At 75.2% G+C, this 16,746-nt stretch carries 12 protein-coding genes and 1 pseudogene; 2 read left to right on the forward strand and 11 right to left on the reverse strand.

From position 1 onward, the window contains the following. Nucleotides 1–84: 84 nt before the first annotated feature. Together ACWEV0_RS33080 and ACWEV0_RS33085 are read right to left on the reverse strand one after the other, a co-directional pair. Nucleotides 85–1,362, reverse strand: coding sequence for an FAD-dependent oxidoreductase (locus tag ACWEV0_RS33080; RefSeq protein ID WP_453153444.1), 1,278 nt, complete (start codon nucleotides 1,360–1,362; stop codon nucleotides 85–87). A 52-nt stretch (nucleotides 1,363–1,414) separates the two neighbouring features. After that, the gene (locus ACWEV0_RS33085) at nucleotides 1,415–2,749 is read right to left on the reverse strand and encodes a carboxylate--amine ligase (protein ID WP_453153445.1); all 1,335 of its coding nucleotides are present in this window, start codon (nucleotides 2,747–2,749) and stop codon (nucleotides 1,415–1,417) included. A 194-nt stretch (nucleotides 2,750–2,943) separates the two neighbouring features. On the opposite strand from ACWEV0_RS33085, the pseudogene ACWEV0_RS33090 reads away from it, so the two are divergent. Continuing rightward, nucleotides 2,944–4,038: pseudogene (locus ACWEV0_RS33090) on the forward strand (glycosyl hydrolase); the annotation flags it as partial. A gap of 699 nt (nucleotides 4,039–4,737) precedes the next feature. Here the strand turns inward: ACWEV0_RS33090 and ACWEV0_RS33095 are convergent. The 9 genes from ACWEV0_RS33095 to ACWEV0_RS33135 form a co-directional block, all read right to left on the reverse strand. Then, complete coding sequence (locus ACWEV0_RS33095; RefSeq protein WP_453153453.1) at nucleotides 4,738–5,856, reverse strand: GNAT family N-acetyltransferase; 1,119 nt, start codon at nucleotides 5,854–5,856, stop codon at nucleotides 4,738–4,740. 68 nt (nucleotides 5,857–5,924) lie between these two features. Then, the gene (locus tag ACWEV0_RS33100; RefSeq protein WP_453153454.1) at nucleotides 5,925–6,593 is read right to left on the reverse strand and encodes a lipopolysaccharide biosynthesis protein; all 669 of its coding nucleotides are present in this window, start codon (nucleotides 6,591–6,593) and stop codon (nucleotides 5,925–5,927) included. A gap of 19 nt (nucleotides 6,594–6,612) precedes the next feature. Continuing rightward, nucleotides 6,613–7,761, reverse strand: a complete 1,149-nt coding sequence (locus tag ACWEV0_RS33105; RefSeq protein ID WP_453153455.1) for a glycosyltransferase — start codon at nucleotides 7,759–7,761, stop codon at nucleotides 6,613–6,615. 11 nt (nucleotides 7,762–7,772) lie between these two features. Continuing rightward, complete coding sequence (locus ACWEV0_RS33110; protein WP_453153446.1) at nucleotides 7,773–8,561, reverse strand: polysaccharide deacetylase family protein; 789 nt, start codon at nucleotides 8,559–8,561, stop codon at nucleotides 7,773–7,775. After that, nucleotides 8,473–10,347, reverse strand: a complete 1,875-nt coding sequence (gene murJ / locus ACWEV0_RS33115; RefSeq protein WP_453153456.1) for a murein biosynthesis integral membrane protein MurJ — start codon at nucleotides 10,345–10,347, stop codon at nucleotides 8,473–8,475. Before murJ ends, ACWEV0_RS33110 begins: the two co-directional genes overlap by 89 nt. A 703-nt stretch (nucleotides 10,348–11,050) precedes the next feature. Continuing rightward, nucleotides 11,051–12,388, reverse strand: a complete 1,338-nt coding sequence (locus ACWEV0_RS33120) for an O-antigen ligase family protein (RefSeq protein ID WP_453153448.1) — start codon at nucleotides 12,386–12,388, stop codon at nucleotides 11,051–11,053. Beyond that, nucleotides 12,388–13,824, reverse strand: a complete 1,437-nt coding sequence (locus ACWEV0_RS33125) for an exopolysaccharide biosynthesis polyprenyl glycosylphosphotransferase (RefSeq protein WP_453153449.1) — start codon at nucleotides 13,822–13,824, stop codon at nucleotides 12,388–12,390. Before ACWEV0_RS33125 ends, ACWEV0_RS33120 begins: the two co-directional genes overlap by 1 nt. Continuing rightward, nucleotides 13,821–14,954 carry a glycosyltransferase gene (locus ACWEV0_RS33130; RefSeq protein WP_453153450.1) on the reverse strand — a complete coding sequence of 378 codons (1,134 nt, stop codon included), beginning with the start codon at nucleotides 14,952–14,954 and terminating at the stop codon, nucleotides 13,821–13,823. The genes ACWEV0_RS33125 and ACWEV0_RS33130 overlap by 4 nt, the downstream gene beginning before the upstream one ends. A 43-nt stretch (nucleotides 14,955–14,997) precedes the next feature. After that, on the reverse strand, nucleotides 14,998–16,080 hold the full coding sequence (locus tag ACWEV0_RS33135) for a DUF3344 domain-containing protein (RefSeq protein WP_453153451.1): 1,083 nt from the start codon (nucleotides 16,078–16,080) through the stop codon (nucleotides 14,998–15,000). A 379-nt stretch (nucleotides 16,081–16,459) separates the two neighbouring features. On the opposite strand from ACWEV0_RS33135, the gene ACWEV0_RS33140 reads away from it, so the two are divergent. Beyond that, nucleotides 16,460–16,699 (forward strand): chaplin, encoded by a 240-nt coding sequence (locus ACWEV0_RS33140; RefSeq protein WP_453153452.1) that lies wholly within the window; start codon nucleotides 16,460–16,462, stop codon nucleotides 16,697–16,699. Nucleotides 16,700–16,746: the final 47 nt, after the last annotated feature.

Here is a 16,746-nt window from a genome sequence, read left to right on the forward strand (position 1 = left end):
GTCAACAACCCCGCCGCACGGGGGGGCGCCCCGGCCCGCCCCCGCGAACCCCCCCCCAGCCCCCCGGGCGCCGGCCCTCCTCGTTCACGGGGCCGGGGTCGCGACCCGCCGCGAGCCCGAGCCCGAACCCGCGCGCGGCCGGCCCACCACGGTGCCGCGCCCCTGGGACCGCAGCCGCTGCCGCACCCCCTTCACCAGCCGCCCGGCCGTGTAGCCCGCGCCGAACACGAACCGCATCGACGGCCCGTACGACGGCGCCGTCAGCAGCCCCGCCAGGAACAGCCCCGGCCAGGACGACTCGAAGAGCGCCCCCACCTCCGGCGCCCCGCCGGCCCCCACCCGCCGCAGCCCGGCCCGCAGTTCGGGCGCGAGCACGTCCGCCCGGTCCAGGCTCGGCACGAAGCCGGTGGCCGCGACGACATGGTCGGTCTCCACCACGCTCGCCGTCCCGTCCGCGCCCCGTACGTCGAGCCGCAGCCGGTCGTCGGCGGTCACCGTCGCACAGGTCACCCGCTGCCCGAGCCGTACGTCCCCGACCGCCGCGAACCGCTCGCGCAGCCACCAGGCGCCGGCCGGGCCGAGCGCCGAGTCGAAGATCCGCTCGCGGGTGGCGGCGGGCAGCCGGCGGAAGACGCCCGGGGTGTCCGCGTAGAGCCGGTTCTGCCAGCCGCAGCCGAGCCCGGTGTGCGGGGCACGCAGATTCTGCCAGCGGCCCCGGTCGAGCGCCGGCGGCACGGTGTTCCAGTTCAGCCGCTCGGCCCGGGCCAGGATCCGCACGGCCGCACCCCGCTCGGTGAGGATCGCGGCGGTCTCCAGGGCGGCCTGCCCGGCGCCGATCACCGTGACGTCCCGCCCGGCGAAGCCGTCCAGCTCGCCGTGGTGGCTGGAGTGGGTCACGTAGCGGCGGGGCAGGCCGCGCAGCGGCGCCGGGACCTCCATGAACGGCAGCACGCCGACCGCGAGCGCGACCGTGCGGGCGCGGACGGTCTCGCCGTCCTCCGCCGTCACCGCGAAACCGCCGTCGTCCACCGGCGCGACCGTGGTGACGAGCCGCTCGTCCAGGCCGGGCACCGCCTGCCGCGCGAACCAGTCGCCGTACGCGGCGAAGAAGCCGACCGGCAGCGGCACGCCGTGCTCGGCAGGCACGCCCCGCTCGGCCGCGTAGGCGTCGAGCCCGTACCGGCCCGCCGGGTCGGAGAGGTGGGAGGCCCACGGCTCGGACTTGAGGAACATCCCCGAGGGCATGGCGTGCCAGCACTCCATGGTCCGGCCGAAGGTGCGCAGCTTCAGGCCGCCGGCGGCCGCGTGGGCGGCCACGGACAGACCGTAGGGGCCCGCGCCCACAATCACGAGGTCGTACATCGTGCGTTCCACCTTCACAGGTCTGAGGGGGTCGGAGAGGGGGGTGAGGGGGTCATCGCCGGGTCATCCGGTCCGGCGGAGCGGCCGTACGGGACCGGGTCGACGGCGGCGGCACGGCGGGCGCCCGCCGGGGCCGCCCGGCCGCGCCGCGCAGCGTCCGACGGAGCGTCAGCAGGCCCTTGCGCAGGACGTGGGAGAGCCAGCCGCGCAGCATCGCGAGCGCCGGCCCGAGGTCGTCGGCCGCGAACCAGGCGGCCTCGCCGGGGTGGGCGCCGCGGGTCCGGCGCTCGGGCGCGTACCGGCGGCGCGGCGAGGAGAGGTACGAGAGCGCCGCGTAGTTCTCGACGACGAAACGGCGTCCGTACGCGGGCAGGTGCGCGGGCACCGGGCGGCCGGTGAGGTCCAGGTGCATCGCCCGGACCACGTCGAGCCCGTCCCGGTCGGCGAACAGCCGGAACTGCGCGCCGGGCCGCGGGTTGAAGTCGAGCAGGTGGTACGCGCCGGTCGCCCGGTCGAGCCGGAAGTCCAGGTCGCACACGCCCCGGTAGCCGAGCGCCGCGAGCAGCTCCCGGGCCAGCGTGTCCACCGCCGGGTTCGCCGTCCAGCGGCCCACCGCGGTGAGCCCGGCGCCGTCCGGCCAGGAGCGCTCCTTGCGGCCGGTCGCGCCGGTCGAGCAGCCGCCGCCGGAGTCCACGTACCCGTGGAAGAACCAGTCGAGGTCCCGCCCGGCCGGCAGCAGTTCCTGGAGCAGCAGCCGGCTGCCGGCCTGCGGGGTGCGCTCGTACAGCTCGCGGACCTCGGCGAGCGAGCCGACGATCGTGGTGCTGCGCAGCCGGCCGCCCGCCGGCAGCAGCCAGGGCCGGCTCCACTTGGCGATCACCGGCAGCCCGAGCGACCAGGCCATGGCGGCGGCCTCCTCGGCGCTGGTGGGGAGTTCGGTACGGGGATGGGGGAGTCCGAGGGCCCGGCAGGTCTCGGCGAGCTGGGCCTTGTCGGCGACCCGGGCGAGCTGCTCGGGGGACTGGTCGGGCAGCAGATAGCGGCCGGCCAGCTCGGGGCGGCACTCGGCGAGGGAGAGGGCGGTGATGTCGTCGAGGGGTACGAGTAGCGCAGGAGGTGACGGGTCGTCGGCCGGTCCGGGGCGCAGCCGGTCGGCGATCCGGAGGAGCAGGCGGGTGAGTTCGGCGGGGGACGGCTCGGCGGGGCGGAGGTGCGCGCCGCGGAGGTAGCGGGAGCGGACGACCGGGCTGGAGAGCGATTCGACCACCGCGTGCACCGCGACACCGGCCCGCCCCAGCGACCGCGCGGCGCCGAGGGTGCCGTGGTGAAAGGGGTTCGGGTCGAGCCGCACAAGGACCGCGGGGACGCGGGTGTCAATACTCGGCACGGCATGTCCTTCGTCTCGGGTGCCCCAATTGGGCGATGGAAAATCCTCTAACGGACCATTGGCAGATCAAAGCCGGATTCCCGGTCGGCTCATTAGGAATACTTTCGGAACATCAGAGCATCTGACTGGCGGTCAACTGAAGGAGTGCTGCTGTGGTCAACCGAAAGCGAAGAACTTCGAGGGTGTGGCTGGGGGTGTTCACCGCCAGTCTCCTTGCGTCAGGTTCAGTCGTGCTGTCGTCTCCCGCTCGCGCTCACGCGGCCGAATCCGCATCCGTAACGACCCCGGACCCCCAGCGGACTCTGTCCGGCGCGATGGGGGCGTTCCTCGAATCCGGCCCGCTCGGCCCGGCGCGCATCGCGCAACTGGAGCGGTGGCTCGGCGGCCGGGAGCTCCGGGTCGCCCACACCTATCTGCCCGGCGACCGCTGGTCGAGCATCGAGGGCCCGCCCGGCTTCCTCGACGCCTGGGCCGCCTGGCGCACCGAGCGGGCCGACCGCCTGCTGGTCCTCAACGTGCCGATGCTGGAACGGAACGAGGCCGGCGTCTCCGACCACGAGGTCCGCCGCCAGCTGCAGCTCGGCGCCGCGGGCTACTACGACCACCACTTCCAGACCCTCGCCCAGCGCCTGGTGAGCCTCGGGGCCGCGGACACCGTCATCGACCTCGGCTGGGAGATGAACGGCACGACCTACACCCACCGGTGCGCGCCGGATCCGGCGGCCTGGAAGAAGTACTGGACCCGCATCGTGACCGCGATGCGTACCGTGCGGGGGCAGAAGTTCCGCTTCGACTTCAATCCGAGCCGCGGCCTCGACGCCATTCCGTGGACGGAGTGCTATCCCGGTGACGACACGGTCGACGTCATCGGCATGGATTCCTACGACCAGCCGACCGGCGCGAGTTTCGACGAACACGTGCGCGAACCGTACGGCTTGCAGGCGCAGGTCGATTTCGCGGCCGAGCACGGGAAGCAGATCTCCTATCCGGAATGGGGCCTGTTCCGGAACGGAGACAACCCCGTCTACATGCAGCGCATGCTGGAATGGATGAAGCAGCACAAGCCGCTGTATCACACGATCACCGACTACTGCCCGCACGGCGTCTGGCAGTGTGACGAGAACCCGCAGTCGTCGCTGGTGTTCCGTCAGATGCTGTACGGAGCGGAGCCGACGGAACCGCAGATCCCGACCGACCCGACGGAGCCGACCGATCCGCAGGTCCCGACGGACCCGACGGAGCCGCAGGTCCCGACGGACCCCACGGACCCGGTCGACCCCACGGATCCGACGGTCCCGGTGGACCCGACGATCCCCGTCCCGAAGCCGGAGCCGAAGCCGGAGCCCAAGCCCGAGCCGAAGCCGGAACCGAAGCCCGAGCCCAAGCCTGAGCCGAAGCCGGAACCGAAGCCTGAGCCGAAGCCTGAGCCCAAGCCGGAACCGAAGCCGGAACCGAAGCCTGAGCCCAAGCCCGAGCCGAAGCCGGAACCGAAGCCTGAGCCCAAGCCTGAGCCGAAGCCGGAACCGAAGCCTGAGCCGAAGCCGGAACCGAAGCCTGAGCCCAAGCCCGAGCCGAAGCCTGAGCCCAAGCCCGAGCCGAAGCCGGAACCGAAGCCTGAGCCCAAGCCCGAGCCGAAGCCTGAGCCGAAGCCTGAGCCGAAGCCCGAGCCGAAGCCTGAACCCAAGCCCGAGCCCGAGCCCGAGCCCGAGCCCAACCCCGACCCCAAGCCCAACTGTCGGCCCCTGAACCTCGGTTCATGGATCGAGAGCTGGATCGGCGGTCAGATCTGCGTCCCCAGCGTCCCCGTGGGCTCCTGGAACGAGCCCGCGAAGCCGACGCTGCCGAAGCCTTCCCTGCCGAAGCCGTCCTTCCCGAAACCGTCCACAGACGACTGGGAGGAGAACCTGAACTTCGACTGGAAGGGCACGCTGCACGGAGTCTGGCCCTTCTGACGGGCCGCTCGCGGTCCCTCACGGCGGCGGAGGAGCTCATCCTCCGCCGCCGTGAGGCGTGCCGCGGCCGAGCGCGCGGCCCAGCCACTCCCGCTGCCGCACCTGCCGGGCCGCCCAGCGCCGCCCGTGCGCCGCGCCCGCGCGGGCCCAGAGCAGCGGGGCGGTACCGGGCCCGGCCAGCATGAGCCGCTGGTTGGGCACGGTCTCGGGGCGCCAGTGGTGCTTGTACGGTTCGGTGCCGCGCAGCATGCTCAGCGTGGCCCGGCCGCTCACGGCGGCCTCGTGGGCCGCGTGCCGCAGCAGCATCGCGGCCACGTCGACCTTGCGGGCGCGCAGCGCCGGGTCCGCCCCGTACAGATAGCCGCCCGCGAGCCGCGGTGACATCAGGGTGAGGTCCGCGCACAGCACCTCGTCGCCGAGCCGGTACTCGGTGACCACGGCGTCCCCGTGCTCGACCATCGGCCGTACCGCCCGGGCGAGATGTTCGGCGAACCGTTCACTCGTGTGCTCGGCCGTCACCCCGCGGCCGCGCCACTGGAGTTGGTGCAGCCGAAGCAGCCGCTGCACGGCGGCCGGGACCTCGGGCCCGGAGACGACGCGCTCGTCGATGCCGAGCGCGTCCAGCTTCCGGAACTTCGCCCGCATCCGCTGTGCCTTGCCGGACGGGATGCGTTCGAGCAGCGTCTCCATCGGGACGGCCGGCAGCTCCAGGCACTCCGAGTCGGCGAGCCGGCGCCGGGGCCCGCGCCACACCTCGTACAGCCGCTCGGCCGCCGCCCCGGGCCGTACTTCGCGCAGGTCCACGACCGCGCCGCGGGCCGCCCGGGCGAGGGCGCGGGCGAGCGCGGGCGCCGCGTCCGGACAGCCGTCGTCGAGCAGGACGTCGGTGAAGTCGGTGATCGCACCGCCGAGCGGAGTGAGCACCGGCAGCGGGCCGCGCGCCCGCAGCAGCGCCGCCGCGCCGACGAGCGTGCCGTCGGCCCGCCGGACCAGGACCACCCGGAGGGCGCCGGGCCGCCCGTACGACAGCCACCAGGAGTGCAGCCACGCGTGGGACTGGAACGGCGTCGCCGTCGCGCAGCGCCCGTACAGCGCCGTCCACTCGGGCCCGAGCCGCCCGAAGGCCTCGCCGTCCCGCAGGACCTCGGCCCGCAGCGCCCCGGACGTCCGCGGCCCGGCCTCGGTCCCGCTCCCGGTCCCGGCGGGCGCGAGCTGTCCGACCGTCACACCGCCTCCGGTTCCGGCTGCTGCGCGGCCGGCGCCGGACCCGGCACCGACGCCGTGCCCTGCCGCGAGTGCCGGGCCCCGGCCCCGTCCCGCGCCTGCCGCTTCGGCCGGACCAGCAGCGCGAGGCCGCCGAGCAGCCCGCCCGCACAGGCGCCGACGAGCGCCGAGAGCCCCGCGGAGGGCGACACCGGGGAGACCGGCTTCGTCGCACGCGAGAACTGGACCACCTTCACGCCCGTGTTCCCGGCCACGTGCGAGCTGTTGAGGACCAGCGCCCGGGCCACTCCGTCGGCCATCGACACGGCCGCCGACGGCTTCGGCGCCCGCGCCGTGATCGAGATCATCGGCGCGTCCGGCGAGGTCGCCGCCTGCACGCTGGAGCGGAGCGTGTCGGCCGAGACGCCCGCCCACACCTGGGCGTCGCCGGTCACCGCGATGTCCGTGGCGACCCGCCCGTACGCCTGGGCGAAGCCGAGCGCCGCCGACGGGTCGGCCTGTTCGGCCGGCACGACGATGACGTAGCTGGTCGCCGCGTACTGCGGGGTCTTCACGGCGCCGTAGCCGCCGCCGAGGGCCGCGCCGGCGAGCACGGCGGCCGGCAGCACCATCCAGCGGGCGGGGGTGAGGCGGAAGGGACGTGGCGGTGTCGTGGTCACGGGGGTCATGGGGGTCATGGCGCAGCTCTCACTTCACGGAAGGGTGGGGGCCGTGGACGGCCCGCTGGTACAGGGACAGCAACTGCTCCGCGCTGTGCGCGATGTCGTAACGGCGGATCGCCCCGGGCGGCGGCAGCCGGTCCGGGCCGCCGGCCGCCCGCGCCCGCCCGGCCTCGCGCAGCGCGCCGACCAGCTCGGGCACCGACTCGCCGATCCGCCGGGCGCCGGGCGCCGCGCCCGGCGGCAGGTCGTCGATCGCCGGGCACGCCACGTACAGCGCGGGCAGGCCCGCCGCGAGCGCCTCGACGACCGCGAGACCGAAGGTCTCGTCGGGAGAGGTGGACACGAACACGTCCATCGCGGCGAGCAGCGACGGCAGATCGAGCCGCCCGCCCGCCGGATGCTCCGGCGGATCCGGGAACGCGCCCGGCAGCAGCACCCGGTCCGCCGCCCCGCACTCCGCCGCGATCCGCAGCAGCTCCGCCCGCCGGTCGCCCTCCCCGACGAGCAGCAGCCGCGCCTCCGGCACCGACGCCACCGCGCGTACGAGCCGGTCGAAGCGCTTCCCGGCCGCGAGCCGCCCCACCCCGCCGACCACGAACGCGTCCGCGGGCAGCCCGAGCGCCGCCCGGGCCAGCGCCCGGGCCCGCGGCCGGAAGGCGAAGCGGGCGGTCTCGATGCCGTTGGGCACCACCCGGATCCGGGACGGGGCCACGCCCCAGTCCGCGAGCCGGCGCGCCACGCTCGGCGACACCGCGACCGTCGACGTGCCGAGCCGCTCCGTCGCCAGATACAGCGCCCGGGTCCCCGCCGACAGCGGCCGGCCCTCGATCTGGACGTCGCCGAGCGAGTGCTCGGTCGCGATCACCGGCCGCACCCCGGCCAGCCGGGCGGCCGGCCGGCCGTACACGCAGGCCCGGTACAGATGGGTGTGCACGAGGTCGTAACCGCCCTGCCGGATCAGCCGGGTGAGCCGCGGCAGCGCGCCGACGTCCCGGTTGCCGGTCATGCCGAGATGGGCGACGGGCGTGCCGTCGGCCTCGATGCCCTCGGCGACCGCGCCCGGGTTGGTGAGCGTCACCACCCGGCTGCGCACCGGGAGATGGCGCAGCAGCAGCCGCAGCTGCTGCTCGGCGCCGCCGATGCCGAGCCCGGTGATGACGTGCAGCACCTTCAGATCGCGCGGCGTCATGAGAGCACCGCCCGGTCGGCCGGCCCGCCCTGCGCGGGGAGCAGATCGGCCGGGCGGCGCCGCCGCAGCGGATGCAGCACCCGCTTCGCGGTGAGCCGCCAGGAGGTGTCCTCCTCGCCGATGTGCACCCGGGGCAGCGCGTACGTGCCGGACAGCGGGCCCGGGTCGATCGCGCAGCCGTACGCGTACCCCGCCTTGCGGACCGCCCGCATCACGCGCGCGTCGACCGTCCCGTACGGGTAGCAGAAACCGTCCACCGGATCGCCGGTGATCTCCTCGATCAGCTCCCGGCTGTGCCGGGTCTCGGCCGCGAGACCCTCGTCGTCCGTGTCCGTGAGCGAGACGTGGTGCAGCCCGTGCGAGCCGATCTCCATGCCGGCCGTGGCCGCCCGCCGGATGCCGTCCTCGTCGAGCAGCGGCTTGCGCGGCCCCTCCGCGTCCCAGGCGTTGTCGCCGCCGAGCCGCCCCGGCAGCACGTACACCGTCGCCGTGAAGCCGTGCCGGCGCAGCAGCGGCAGCGCCGACTCCAGGAAGTCCGCGTACCCGTCGTCGAAGGTCAGCCCGACCAGACCGCGCGCCCGGCCCGCGGCGGTCGCCGCGAGCAGCTCCCGCACGGACACCCCGCGCAGCCCCCGGTCGCGCAGCCAGTGCAGCTGGCGGGCGAAGCGCACCGGGGAGACGGTCACCTTGTACGGATCATCGGGGACGTCCGCGATCGAGTGGTACATCGCCACCCACAAGGGAGGCTTCGGCAGCAGACGACGCAGCACGGCGGGGGCGGGCATGGGGGGTCCTTCGGTTCCGGCAGGGCGAGTGGGGGAGGGGCGGGATCTCGGGCGCCTTCGCGGCGCACGCGATGAACAGCAGGAAGACGCCGACGACGACGAGCGCGGCGAGGGCGACGCAGAGCACGGGCGGGCCGACGAACAGCGTGGTCAGCCAGCCCGCGCCGGTCGCCCACGCGCCGGCGGTCGCCAGCCGCAGCAGGCCCTCGCCGAGCCGGCGCACGTCCACCGGCACGGACTGCCGGCGGGCACCGGTCAGCAGCATCACGGCGGTCACCGTGATGCCGAGCGCGTTCGCGCCCGCGATGCCGGTCGCGCCCCACAGGTACGCGCCCGCCGCCCCCGCGACGGCGGTCGCGGCGAGCCCGGCGCCCATCGCGGCGGCCGGGTACCAGAGCGGGCGGGCCGCCGAGAAGTAGCAGCGGACCAGCGCGCCCACCATCGTCTGGCCGAGCAGCCCGAGCGCGTACACCCGCATCACCGCGGCCGTCGCCGCCGTGTCGGCCGCGTCGAACGCGCCCCGCTGGAACAGGATCTCGACGATCTGCGGCGCGGCGGCGATCACCGTCGACGCGCCGATCAGGACCACGACCGCCGCCAGGAGCAGGTCCCGCTCCACCCGGCGGCGCGCCCCCTCGGCATCCCCGGCGGCGAGCGCGCGGGCGACGACCGGGAAGCTGACCGTGCACAGCATCAGCGAGAGGATCATCGGCATCTGCGCGATCTTCTGCGCGTAGTTCAGATGCGAGATCGCTCCGGCCGGCAGCGGCGAGGCGAGGAAGCGCTCGATCAGGATCTGCGACTGCCGCGACAGCGCGAACACCACGACCGGCGCGATCACCCCGAGGACGAGCAGCCGCCCGTCGCCCGGCGGCAGCGGCTTCGGCTGCTCCTTCGGCACCGGCCGGTCGCGCAGCTCCCGCAGCAGCGACGGCGCCTGCACGAGGACCATGAGCACGCCGCCGACCGCCACCCCGGCCGCCGCCGCCCGCACCCCGAACGGCTCGCGCAGCAGCAGCGTCGTGCCGATGATCCCGACGTTGTACGCCACGTAGATCGCCGCCGGCGGCAGGAACGAGCCGTGCGCCCGCAACGCCGCCGAGCAGTACCCGGCCAGCGCGAACGCCAGCACGCACGTCGCCGTGAGCCGTGTGCAGTCCACCGCGAGCCGCGGATCCGGCAGCCCCGGCGCGAGCGCCTCGACGAGCATCGGCGCGAGCGCCACGAGCAGCGCGGCCACGGCGGCCACCGCCAGGACCAGCCGGGGCAGCGTCGTCCGTACGAGATGGCGCACCGGGTCCCCGAACAGCGAACCGGACCGCCGCGCGAGCGCCCGCGAGAACGCCGGCACCAGGATCAGCGCCATCGCGTCCTCGATCAGCAGCGTCGACGCGAACTCCGGCACCGTCCACGCCACCAGGAACGCGTCCGTCTCCGCCCCGGCCCCGAAGTACCGCGCCAGGATCTGGTCCCGGACGAGCCCGAGCACCGCCCCGGCCGCCGTCAGCCCGGCCGTCACCACCGCGGCCCGCAACAGGAACCGCCCCGACCCGCGCCGCGCGTGCCGCGCCCCGGACCGGGTCGCGGGCACGGCCTCGACGGGCCGCGCCCCGTACCCGAGCGGCCGTCCCCCGAGCAGCGGGGGCCGCTCGGCGCGGGTGGCCCGCACCACGGGCTGCGCGATCGGCGCGGCCCGCCAGGCATGAGTGGTCTCGCCGCGCGGCAGCCCGCACAGCGCGTCGGCGGCGAAGGCCGCCCACGGGTCCTCGCCCCCGCCACGCCGCATCAACAGCTGCAGGGTGTCGTCGGGTTCCCGGGGCGGCGGCTGCGGCAGGCCGCACAGCGGGTCGGCGGCGAAGGCCGCCCACGGGTCCTCGGGCCCCGCCGGAAGCGGCGGCGCGACGGCGCCGTCCGTGCCGCCGGTCCCGGGCCGCGGCAGTCCGCACAACGGGTCCACCGCCCCGGCGGTGGCGGCATCCTGCGCCCAACCTCCGCTCGGGTCGCGGACGTTGACGTCCTCGGGGTTCTGCCCCGGGCCCGGCCGGGCGTCCCGCCACACCGGACCCGGGTCGGACACGGTGTGGCCGCTCGCCCCCTGCGCGGTGTTCAACCGGAGATCCCGCGCCACCGGCCGCCCGCCGTACGCCGCGCGCCCCGCCGAACGGCCGCCTCCTGCGCGGGACTCGTGCGCCGCCGCAGCAGCCCGCGCCGCGGCCGTGCGCCGCGCGGTACCGGTCGCCGGCCCGCCGTACCCGCCCTCGGGCCCGCGGTACGGGACTCCGGCTCCGGTCGCCGGCGCGTCCGGCAGCGACGCACCGCGCGTGCGGGCCGGCGGCGCCACGCCGTGCGCCGCCTCCGGCGCGCCCGCGGTCCCGGCGCCGTACGCACCCCCGGGCTCCACCCCGCCGCCCGGCGGCGTGCCGTACGCGCCGTTCCGCGCCGCGTCCGTCGCCCGCGCCGACGGGTCCGACCACGGGTCCGACCAGGGGTCACGCACGGCGCACCTCCGTCCGGGACGTCAGGGACCACCAGGCGGCCAGGCCGAAGACGACGGACATGAGGACGGTGGAGGGGCCGCCGATGTCGGCGTAGAAGAAGTCGATGAGCTGCCAGGCCAGGATCCCGACGGCGACCAGGGCGCAGTCCGCGCCGAGCCGCAGCCGGCGGAGGGCCGCGACCAGGAGGGCGGCCCAGCTGCCGGCGAGGGCGAGCAGTCCGATCAGGCCCTGCTCGCTCAGCACCAGCAGGTACATGTTGTGCGGGGACAGCAGCGGCTGGCGGGCGAAGGCGGCGCCCGCGCCGGCCGTGTCGCTGCCCGACGAGAGCGCCAGGGACGCGTTGGAGTCGCGGTAGGCGGGGAAGCCCTTCAGGCCGACACCGGTCAGCGGATCGCCGCGCCACATGCGCCCCGCCGCCGCCCACAGCGTGTAACGGTCCGTCACCGACTGGTCGGGCGCGGCCGTGACCTGCGTGATGCTGGTGACGCGCTCCTTGACCATCTCCGAGCCGATGCCGAAGCCGCCCACCAGGACCACCACCAGCGCCCCCATGGCGAGCGCGACCCGCCCGGCCCGCCGCAGCCCCGAGAGGAGCAGCTGCCCGCCGCAGGTGAGGACGGTCGCGATCCAGGCGCCGCGGCTGAAGGAGAGCACCAGCGGGACGAACAGCAGGCCCGCGCAGACCAGCGCCGCCGTCCGGGCGCGGCCGGCGCGGGCGCCGAGGGCGAGGCCGGTGGCGATGACGAGGGCGTAGGCGACGACGGTGGCCATGCCCATCACGTCGGTGGCGCCGAAGGTGCCGACGGCCCGGACGTCCGCGCCCTGGTACGAGGCGCCGGTCCCGGTCAGGTACTGCACGACGCCGACCGCGCCCTCCAGCAGCCCGAGTCCGATCAGCGCCCACGCCACGACGGCGAAGTCCCGCCGGTCGCGGATCATCACCATCACGGCGGCCGGGACGAGGACGAAGATCTGCACGTAGCGGGCGACGCCCGGCAGGCTCGCGCCGGGGTCGCCGGAGGTGATCGCGGCCAGGCAGATGCCGAACACGGGCAGGCCGAGCACGACGGCGGCGGTACGGGTCAGGGGCCGCGCCCCGCTCCGCACCACCCGGATCAGACAGATCAGGACGAGCAGCCCCGACGCGGCGTCGGCGATCGTGCCCGTACCGCCCGTGCCGCCCTGCGTGCCGCCCCCGCCGCCCGGCACGAGCAGCAGCGCGATCACGGCGAGGACCGGGGACAGCGCCCCCGCCCGGCGCGTCCACTCCCGCACGCCCTCCCGTACGCCCGGGTCCGCACCCGGCACGCCCACCACGGCTGTCGTCATCAGCTTCCCGTCGGTCGCACGAGACCGGCCGCCGTACGCAGCAGGATGCAGACGTCCTGCCAGAGCGACCAGTGGTCGATGTAGTGGTTGTCGAAGCGGCAGCGGTCCTCGATCGAGGTGTCGCCGCGCAGCCCGTGCACCTGGGCCAGTCCGGTCAGCCCCACCGGCATCCGGTGCCGGGCCGCGTATCCGGCGTGGACGCGGCTGAACTGGGCGACGAAGTACGGGCGTTCGGGCCGCGGCCCGACCAGGCTCATGTCGCCGCGCAGCACGTTCCACAGCTGCGGCAACTCGTCCAGGGAGGTCTTGCGCAGGAAGTGCCCGGCGGCGCTCATCCGGTGGTCGTCGGCGACGCTCCACCGGGTCGCCGACTCCGTCTCGTCGGACGGCCGCAGCGTACGGAACTTCAGCAGCGTGAACAGACGTCCGTTCTGCCCCACCCGCTCCTGCCGGAACAGCACCCCGGGCCCGTCCGAGAGCCGCACCGCCAGCGCGCACAGCAGCAGCACGGGCAGCGCGAGCGCCAGCGCGGGCGCGGCGAGCGCCACGTCGAGGGCCCGCTTCGCGGTCAGCCCGGGGCGCTCGGCGAGCGGTACGAGGCGGCGGCAGCCGTAGCCCCACAGGTGGTCGCTCATCGGCTCGCCGGCCGGCTCGCCGCCGACCCGCCAGGTGGCGCAGCCGTAGTGCTGGAAGAGCGTCACGAGACCCTCGTCCTCGGTCAGGAACACGGCGTCGCGGACGGTGTTCTGGATGACCGCCCGGTGGATCTCCTCGCTCGTGGTGAGCACCGGCAGGCTCCGCTCCCGGGCCTGCTCGTGGACCCGCTCCTCGTCCTGCCGGGTGCCGGCGACGCCGACCACCCCGACCGGCCGGATGCCGTACTCCGGGTGCTGCGCGAGCGCCGAGGCGAACCGCCGGGCCGCGCCCGGCACGCCGATGACGAGCGCCGAGCGCGGGTGCGCGCGGGCGATCCGGCGCCGCCGCCCGTGCGCGAGGCCGCGCACCGCGACGACGGCGGTGACGTGCGTGCCGTACGCGGCGCACAGCCGCAGCGGACCGATCGCGAGGGCCGGCGAGTACGCGGCGGCCGCGGCCGCCGTCACGCACCAGGCGACCCCGGCGCGGGCGGCGAGCGTGGGGAGTTCGTCGAGCACGCCGACCGGGCCCGGCGCCGGGCGGTAGAGCCCGGCGCGGCCGTCGAGCAGTGCGACGAGGGCGGCGACGAACAGCGCCACCTCCCAGCGCCGGTGTGCGGCCGAGAGCAGGCACATCGCGAGCAGCACGGCGAGCGCGTCGGCCGCGAACAGCGGCAGGCCGGTGAACCGCCGCCGGGCCCGGCGGCGCGGTGGCAGCGCGAGCCGGTGGGTGCCGCCGCGCGGCGGCGCGAGGCGCCGCGAGGGGAACGAGGGAGGGACGCTGGTGCTTTCCGTTGTCACTGCGCAATCGGCTCTCTGTGCTCCGTGCCCCGCACTCCGGCCAGTTCGCGGTAGAGCTCCGCGACGGCCGCGCCGGTGCGCCGCACATCGAATCTGCTGAGTACGTGCTCGCGGGCCTCGCGGCCCAGCGAGTGCCGCAGCCCGGGCCGGCCCAGAAGGCGGCGGAGCGCGGCGGCGAGCGCGGCCGGGTCCTCGGGCGGCACGAGGCACTGCGCCTCGTGCCCGGGCGGCAGGCTCTCCCGCGCCCCGTCCACGTCGGTGACCAGGACGGGCCGGCCGCTCGCCATGGCCTCCAGGGGCGCGAGCGCCATGCCCTCCCAGCGGGACGGCAGCACGACGACGTCGGCGGCCCGGTACCAGGACGCGGTGTCCGCCACCGCCCCGACGAACCGCACCGAGGCCCCGGCGCCCGCCCGCAGCCGCTCCGCGTCCGGCCCGTCCCCGACGAACACGAGCCGCGCGTCCGGCACCGCGGCGAGGACCCCGGGCCAGGCACCGAGCAGCACGTCCTGCCCCTTCTGCCGGCACAGCCGCCCGACGCAGACGACGAGGGGCCCGGCGACCGTGCCCGCTCCGTCGTCGGCACCCGCCGGACGCGCGGCCGCCGGCGTCGGGGCGAAGCGGTGTGTGTCCACGCCGTTGTGGATCAGCGACCAGGACGCGCGGACGCCCGCCGACTCGCCGCGCCGGCGCTCCGCCTCGCTGACGCAGACCACGCGGGCCGTCCAGCGGGCCGCGGCCCAGCGTTCCCAGCGGAGCGCGAGCGCGGCGGTGGCGCCGGTGACGGCCTCGAAGGACCAGGCGTGCGGCTGGTAGACCGTCGGGACCCGGCCGCGCAGGGCGAGCCGGGCGCACAGGCCGGCCTTGGCGCTGTGCGCGTGGACCAGCGCCGGGGCGACGGTACGGATCAGGCGGGCGAGGTCGCGGGTCTCGCGGAGCAGGCGCGGGCCGGGATCGCGGCCGGCCGTCCAGTCGTACGCGTCGGCGCCCTCCGCGCGTACCGCCGCCGCCAGTTCGGTGCCCGGCGGGCAGGCCACGGCGACCCGCAGGCCCGCCGCGAGCTGCCCGCGGACCAGATCGGTGACGACCCGGGCGACCCCGCCGTCACCGGGCTGGACGGCGTGCAGCACGTCCGGCCGCGCGCCCGGGCCCGCACCCGGACCCGTACCCGGGTCAGCGCGTGATGTCCGCCTGGACGAAGAGCGCGCCGAGCCAGACGGCGTCCTTCGGGCTTCCGAGGCGGATGTGGAAACGATCGGCCCCATGGTGCAGCGCCCCCCGCAGGTCGAAGACGTCCGAGTCGTACCCCAGGGTGGTGAGATGAGCGGGCAGTCGTTCCATCAGACTTGTTCCCGATTCCGTGATGCTGGAGTTCATCACGTCGTCCGCGGAATTCGCGGAATCGGAGATCACGCTCCGCGTGACGCTCTTCGCCAGGCCCGTTTCCACCGCGAGGTAATCCCCGGAAGTCCCGCGGTCGCCGTCGTACGCGACAAGGCCGAGCCGGCCGTCCGCACCCTGTGGAATGCGGTCCTTGCCGAGCGCGAGCGGGATTTCCAGCTCGGGGTTCGCCGGGCCGAGCGATTCGAAGCCGTCCCACACGGTCAGCTTCCGCAGCGGATCGTCGGCCTTCTCGTAGGCCGCGACCAGCGTCCAGCCGCCCCAGCCGCCGACCGCCGAACGGCCCATGGCGACGTTCACCTGGGCGACCGTCCACAGGCCCGGCTGGGCCGACCGGACCAGCTCGGTGACGTCGGCGGACGCCTGGAAGGCGTCGGCGCCGTCGGCCGTGCGGTGGCCGATCGTGGTGTCGGCGAGCACTTCCTTGTACCGGCCGCCGGGCTCGGCGATCAGCACCCGCCCGTTGTCCTTGGGCGGCTTCTGCTCGCCCACCCGCAGGTTCCCGCCCCAGTACAGCCGGGCCCAGCTGACCCGGGCCCCGGCCGGGACCCGCAGTTCGGCCCGGCTGGAGTTGTAGGTGTTGGGGTCGTCGTCGACGTCGACGTACGCGACGGTGGCGTCGTCGTTGACCGTCTCGGCCCCCGTCGTGCCCCGCGCCGAGGAGTTGGCGGCGCGGAGGATCCCGCCGTGCTGCACGGCCGAGTACCGCGCCGCGAGGGGCAGTCGGGCGGCCTCCGCGGCCGGCGGGAGGCGCGGCGCCACGGCGAAGGCGGCCGGGAGCACAGCGGAGAGCGCCGCACCCGACACGGCGCACACCAGACCCCTGCGTACGCCAAGAACCGCTGAATTCCGCATACAGGTGCTCCGCTTGGACGAGAGAAGGAAGGGAAGACCCGTGGAGACCGGGGGAGGGGAAGAAGTCGGCCACGCGAAATGGATGAACGCGCGACGGGACCGGAAGCAACGTTCGGGACCGTTATAACCCCCGAGCCGGGCGATAGTAAGCATTAGATGCCCGGAAACGCGAACTCCCGTATCCATGAGGCACTTTCCTCGTTGAGCGTGTTGCGCCTTTCTGGGTCCGGTCGGACGAATGACCCTCCTATGGCCCAAACATCGGTTGAACGTCACCCGTTCGGGAGAGCAACCGATGAAATCCAGCGGCGTTGATGAGAGCGCAGGACGAAACCGTCCGTGCCGTCCGAGTAGTAAATCGATCGAGGAGACGTTCCCCATGTCCCGTATCGCGAAGGCTGTCGCCCTGTCCGTCGGTGCCGCCGCCGCTGTCGCCGGTGCCGCCGGTGTCGCCGCCGCCGACGCCGGCGCCGAGGGTGCCGCCGTGCACTCCCCGGGCGTGCTGTCCGGCAACGTCGTCCAGGTTCCGGTCCACATCCCGGTGAACGTCTGCGGCAACACCGTCAACGGCATCGCCGCCCTGAACCCGGCCTTCGGCAACACCTGCATCAACGCCTGACCGCACACGCCGGATCGTGGTCCTTCCGAGGCCGGCGCGCCAGATCG

The organism is Streptomyces sp. NPDC003943 (assembly GCF_053605265.1).

Bases quoted from the DNA above. Each gene is read 5' to 3' on its own strand.
- ACWEV0_RS33080 (WP_453153444.1), bottom strand. From the start codon at position 1,362: ATGTACGACCTCGTGATTGTGGGCGCGGGCCCCTACGGTCTGTCCGTG.
- ACWEV0_RS33100 (WP_453153454.1), bottom strand. From the start codon at position 6,593: ATGACCCCCGTGACCACGACACCGCCACGTCCCTTCCGCCTCACCCCC.
- ACWEV0_RS33110 (WP_453153446.1), bottom strand. From the start codon at position 8,561: ATGCCCGCCCCCGCCGTGCTGCGTCGTCTGCTGCCGAAGCCTCCCTTG.
- murJ (WP_453153456.1), bottom strand. From the start codon at position 10,347: ATGCGGCGTGGCGGGGGCGAGGACCCGTGGGCGGCCTTCGCCGCCGAC.
- ACWEV0_RS33120 (WP_453153448.1), bottom strand. From the start codon at position 12,388: ATGACGACAGCCGTGGTGGGCGTGCCGGGTGCGGACCCGGGCGTACGG.
- ACWEV0_RS33135 (WP_453153451.1), bottom strand. From the start codon at position 16,080: ATGCGGAATTCAGCGGTTCTTGGCGTACGCAGGGGTCTGGTGTGCGCC.
- ACWEV0_RS33140 (WP_453153452.1), top strand. From the start codon at position 16,460: ATGTCCCGTATCGCGAAGGCTGTCGCCCTGTCCGTCGGTGCCGCCGCC.